The following is a 4,894-nucleotide window of genomic DNA, read 5'->3' on the forward strand; positions in this document are numbered from 1 at the left end:
CACTGGTGTTCGGGTTGTCATGCCAATGGCATTGCCCGGTAGCTAAATGCGGAAGAGATAAGTGCTGAAAGCATCTAAGCACGAAACTTGCCCCGAGATGAGTTCTCCCTGACTCTTAAAGAGTCCTGAAGGAACGTTGAAGACGACGACGTTGATAGGCCGGGTGTGTAAGCGCAGCGATGCGTTGAGCTAACCGGTACTAATGAACCGTGAGGCTTAACCTTACAACGCCGAAGATGTTTTGGCGGACGAGAGACAGAAACAATATTCAGTTTGATACAGATTAGTTGATGCGCAGGAATGCGTGTTGACAGACAGAATTTGCCTGGCGGCAACAGCGCGGTGGTCCCACCTGACCCCATGCCGAACTCAGAAGTGAAACGCCGTAGCGCCGATGGTAGTGTGGGGTCTCCCCATGCGAGAGTAGGGAACTGCCAGGCATCAACCAGGTGAAGAAGCCCATCCTGACGGATGGGCTTTTTTGCATTTTACTTTCCTCTCGGGTAACCCCTTCCTCCATAACACAAGCTATACCGCCGCAGATACGTTAAACTAAGCCTGATTTTGCATCAGGAAAGCGTCTATGAATCACTCCCTTAAAGCCTTGAACACCTTTGGTATCGATCAATATGCCAGTGAGATCGTCTGTGCCGAAAATGAACAACAATTGCTGGATGCCTGGCAAGCGGCCAACGCATTAAGCCAGCCAGTACTGATATTGGGTGAAGGGAGTAACGTTCTGTTCCTCGATGCCTTTCACGGTACAGTGATCGTCAACCGTATCAGGGGAATTGAGGTGACTGAACAACCTGAAGCGTGGTTAGTGCACGCAGGGGCAGGAGAGAACTGGCATCATGTGGTGCAGTATACCCTGCAACATGGTATGCCCGGGCTGGAAAATCTGGCGCTAATCCCCGGCTGCGTTGGTTCATCACCGATCCAGAATATCGGTGCCTATGGTGTAGAGCTTCAGCGGGTTTGTGACTATGTTGACTGTGTTGAACTCGCGACAGGTAAGCTTGTGCGTGTCAGTGCCGCAGAGTGCCGCTTTGGTTACCGTGACAGTATATTCAAACATGAATATCAGGACCGCTTTGCAATCGTTGCCGTTGGTCTGCGCTTGCCCAAGCAGTGGCAGCCGGTATTAACTTACGGCGATCTGGTGCGTCTGGATCCAGCAACGGTCACTCCTCAGCAGGTTTTTGATTCCGTCTGCCTTATGCGTACGACTAAACTTCCCGATCCGAAAGTCAATGGCAATGCTGGTAGTTTCTTTAAAAACCCGGTAGTCGCAGCAGAAATGGCCGAAGCATTGCTGTCACGGTTCCCCGGTGCGCCGCATTATCCTCAGGCGGATGGTTCGGTAAAACTTGCTGCGGGTTGGCTTATCGATCAGTGCCAACTGAAAGGGCAAACTATTGGTGGCGCAGCGGTGCACCGCCAGCAAGCTCTTGTATTGATTAACGTTGACAATGCGACAAGCGAAGATGTTGTGAAGCTGGCGCATCATGTTCGCCAAAAGGTTGGCGAGAAATTTAACGTCTGGCTGGAGCCGGAAGTTCGGTTCATTGGGCAGATGGGTGAAGTGAATGCTGTGGAGATCATTGCATGAAGGATAATACGATCCCTCTGAAGCTGATCTCATTATTAGCCGATGGCGAATTTCACTCGGGCGAGCAGCTGGGTGAAAAACTGGGTATGAGTCGTGCGGCGATCAATAAGCATATCCAGACGCTACGCGACTGGGGGATTGATGTATTTACCGTACCTGGTAAAGGCTATAGCCTGCCGGATCCTATCCAGCTGTTGGATGCCGAAAGGATTCGTGATGCGGTAGATTATGGCGATGTTGCCGTACTTCCCGTTATTGATTCGACAAACCAGTACCTGTTGGACCGAATGAGTGAGCTGAAGTCTGGTGATGCCTGTGTGGCAGAATATCAGCAAGCGGGGCGAGGGCGTCGTGGCCGTAAGTGGTTCTCGCCATTTGGTGCTAACCTGTATCTTTCTATGTACTGGCGCCTGGAACAGGGGCCAGCCGCTGCGATTGGCCTGAGCCTGGTGATCGGTATCGTGATGGCGGAAGTTCTCCAGAGGCTTGGCGCGGATAAAGTCCGCGTTAAGTGGCCTAACGATCTCTATCTGAACGATCGTAAACTGTCAGGGATTCTGGTGGAACTTACGGGCAAAACCGGTGACGCCGCGCAAATCGTAATTGGTGCCGGGATTAATCTGGTAATGCGTCACGTAGAGAACGACGTGATTAACCAGGGGTGGATCAACCTGCAGGAGGCAGGGATCACGATCGATCGTAACGTATTGGCCGCACGCCTGATTAACGAATTACACGAAGCGTTACAGGTATTCGAGCAGGAAGGACTGACTCCTTATCTTTCCCGTTGGGAAAAACTGGATAACTTTATTAACCGCCCGGTAAAACTCATCATTGGTGATAAAGAAATATTTGGTATTTCTCGTGGAATAGATACGCAGGGGGCTTTACTGCTGGAACAGGATGGTGCTATTAAACCCTGGATGGGCGGGGAAATATCACTACGAAGTGCAGAATAATAAAAAGGGGAGCAACTGCTCCCCTTTTTATTTATTTTCGTAATCTCACCTGTTCGACCGCATGATTTGCGCTTTTGGTCATTATCAGACTTGCTCGTTCACGAGTAGGGAGTATATTTTGTTTTAAATTCAACCAGTTGATTTCTTTCCACAACGATGTGGCAGTATTGACTGCCTCATCCTTCGATAATTTCGCGTAGTTATGGAAATATGAGTCAGGATCGGTAAACGCGCCTTCGCGGAATTTCAGGAATCGGTTGATATACCATGTTTGCAGTAAATCTTCCGGCGCATCGACATAAATAGAGAAATCGACGAAATCGGAAACAAATACATGATGCGGATCGTGTGGGTAGTCCATTCCGCTTTGCAGAACATTTAATCCTTCAAGGATTAATATATCGGGCTGCGCAACAGTTTTATCCCCATCAGGGATAACGTCATAAATAAGATGTGAGTAGACTGGTGCGGTTACGTTTGGTACGCCTGACTTGAGATCGGAGACGAACTTCACCAGACGATGCATATCGTAAGATTCCGGGAAGCCCTTCTTCTTCATCAGTCCACGATCTTTCAACTTCTGATTAGGGTGCAGAAAACCATCTGTAGTAATCAGCTCTACGCGGCGATGTTCCGGCCAGCGGCTCAGCAGCGCCTGCAGAACGCGTGCTGTCGTACTTTTACCAACCGCGACGCTGCCAGCGATGCTGATAATATAAGGAATGCGTTGTCCATTGGTACCCAGAAACTGTTCAAGGACAGCCTGACGACGCAGATTCGAACTGATATAGAAGTTCAGCAAACGCGACAAAGGCAAATAGATTTCTGCAACTTCCTCTAACGACAGGTCTTCATTTATACCTTTAAGCTGTGCGATCTCGTCTTCGGTCAGGGTCATTGGCACGGAATCACGAAGTGCAGCCCACTGGTTGCGGTCAAACTGTAGGTAAGGCGTCATTAACGTTTGCTCTTTTATACTCATAAGCATGTTTCTGGCTGCCATAGCAACATCGGGTTAGTGATAAAAACGAGAGTCATCCCCGGCATGCAATGGCATGTCACATTTCAGTTAATTTGGACAATGGGCAGGAGGGTAACACCAGATGAGAGGGAATAATAAGAAAAAATCTCACATAACAGCCATTCCCTGAAAAGCAATGTGACGGATATTCCAGATGTAAATGCTGTTGTTTTGATCACTGGAGCGTGCATAAGTCACTCCGTGATGAAGATCTGGTGAATCGTAGATGCCGAAATTTTATGCTGTACTGACTGAAAAGACGTCATTTACTGACCGTTTAGCACAAAATGTGAGCAATAGAACATTTTATGCAATTTTTTAGTTGCATGAGGTCGCAGCTCTCCATAGAATGCGCGCTACTTGATGCCGACTTAGCTCAGTAGGTAGAGCAACTGACTTGTAATCAGTAGGTCACCAGTTCGATTCCGGTAGTCGGCACCATCAAGTCCGGTGGGGTTCCCGAGCGGCCAAAGGGAGCAGACTGTAAATCTGCCGTCACAGACTTCGAAGGTTCGAATCCTTCCCCCACCACCACTTTCTGGCAGCATAATTGCTGTCTGGGCTGGTTAAAATATCAACCGGCTCAAGTGAAAAAAGAGACCTGTCTCTTTTTTTGTTACAGAAAGAACTGGGTAGCCGAGTTTCAGGATGCGGGCATCGTATAATGGCTATTACCTCAGCCTTCCAAGCTGATGATGCGGGTTCGATTCCCGCTGCCCGCTCCAAGACGTGCTGATATGGCTCAGTTGGTAGAGCGCACCCTTGGTAAGGGTGAGGTCCCCAGTTCGACTCTGGGTATCAGCACCACTTCACTTCTCCTTCCCGTTTCTCTCTGTGTAAATTTAAATATTCAACGATTCAGGCATATCGCCTGGTTGATGTGGTGATATCACCGATTTATCCGTGTCTTAGAGGGACAATCGATGTCTAAAGAAAAGTTTGAACGTACAAAACCGCACGTTAACGTCGGTACTATCGGCCACGTTGACCATGGTAAAACAACGCTGACCGCTGCAATCACTACCGTTCTGGCTAAAACCTACGGTGGTGCTGCTCGCGCATTCGATCAGATCGATAACGCGCCGGAAGAAAAAGCTCGTGGTATCACCATCAACACATCTCACGTTGAATACGACACCCCGACTCGCCACTACGCACACGTAGACTGCCCGGGCCACGCCGACTATGTTAAAAACATGATCACCGGTGCTGCGCAGATGGATGGCGCGATCCTGGTTGTTGCTGCGACTGACGGCCCGATGCCGCAGACTCGTGAGCACATCCTGCTGGGTCGTCAGGTAG

The 4,894-nt window shown here is 49.3% G+C and carries 4 protein-coding genes, 4 tRNA genes and 2 rRNA genes; 9 read left to right on the forward strand and 1 reads right to left on the reverse strand.

Annotation, left to right across the window (positions count from 1 at the left end; all coding sequences use genetic code 11):
- The 4 genes from C3432_RS27230 to birA all read left to right on the forward strand — a co-directional run.
- Window positions 1–224: ribosomal RNA gene (locus C3432_RS27230) — 23S ribosomal RNA — on the forward strand; the annotation flags it as partial.
- 100 nt (window positions 225–324) lie between these two features.
- Window positions 325–440, forward strand: a 5S ribosomal RNA gene (gene rrf / locus C3432_RS27235).
- 143 nt (window positions 441–583) lie between these two features.
- Window positions 584–1,612 carry a UDP-N-acetylmuramate dehydrogenase gene (gene murB / locus C3432_RS27240; protein WP_103780760.1) on the forward strand — a complete coding sequence of 343 codons (1,029 nt, stop codon included), beginning with the start codon at window positions 584–586 and terminating at the stop codon, window positions 1,610–1,612.
- Window positions 1,609–2,571 carry a bifunctional biotin--[acetyl-CoA-carboxylase] ligase/biotin operon repressor BirA gene (gene birA / locus C3432_RS27245; RefSeq protein ID WP_103780763.1) on the forward strand — a complete coding sequence of 321 codons (963 nt, stop codon included), beginning with the start codon at window positions 1,609–1,611 and terminating at the stop codon, window positions 2,569–2,571. The genes murB and birA overlap by 4 nt, the downstream gene beginning before the upstream one ends.
- Window positions 2,572–2,602: 31 nt before the next feature.
- Here the strand turns inward: birA and coaA are convergent, their stop codons facing one another.
- Entirely contained in the window at window positions 2,603–3,553 is a 951-nt protein-coding gene (coaA, locus tag C3432_RS27250) for a type I pantothenate kinase (RefSeq protein WP_103780765.1), read from the reverse strand.
- A 404-nt stretch (window positions 3,554–3,957) separates the two neighbouring features.
- Here coaA and C3432_RS27255 point away from each other — a divergent pair.
- The 5 genes from C3432_RS27255 to C3432_RS27275 form a co-directional block, all read left to right on the forward strand.
- Window positions 3,958–4,033, forward strand: a tRNA-Thr gene (locus tag C3432_RS27255).
- 8 nt (window positions 4,034–4,041) lie between these two features.
- Window positions 4,042–4,126: transfer RNA gene (locus C3432_RS27260), tRNA-Tyr, on the forward strand.
- Window positions 4,127–4,242: 116 nt separating this feature from the next.
- Window positions 4,243–4,317: transfer RNA gene (locus C3432_RS27265), tRNA-Gly, on the forward strand.
- Between the two features lie 6 nt (window positions 4,318–4,323).
- Window positions 4,324–4,399, forward strand: a tRNA-Thr gene (locus tag C3432_RS27270).
- A gap of 116 nt (window positions 4,400–4,515) precedes the next feature.
- Window positions 4,516–4,894 (forward strand): GTP-binding protein (locus C3432_RS27275; protein ID WP_047050242.1); only part of this gene is annotated, 379 nt, incomplete at its 3' end.

Origin of the sequence: Citrobacter amalonaticus (assembly GCF_002918555.1) — a bacterium.
GTDB lineage: Bacteria > Pseudomonadota > Gammaproteobacteria > Enterobacterales > Enterobacteriaceae > Citrobacter_C > Citrobacter_C amalonaticus_A.

Excerpts from the sequence above, each read along its gene's own strand:
- coaA (WP_103780765.1), bottom strand. The coding sequence starts at position 3,553 with ATGAGTATAAAAGAGCAAACGTTAATGACGCCTTACCTACAGTTTGAC.
- birA (WP_103780763.1), top strand. The coding sequence starts at position 1,609 with ATGAAGGATAATACGATCCCTCTGAAGCTGATCTCATTATTAGCCGAT.
- murB (WP_103780760.1), top strand. The coding sequence starts at position 584 with ATGAATCACTCCCTTAAAGCCTTGAACACCTTTGGTATCGATCAATAT.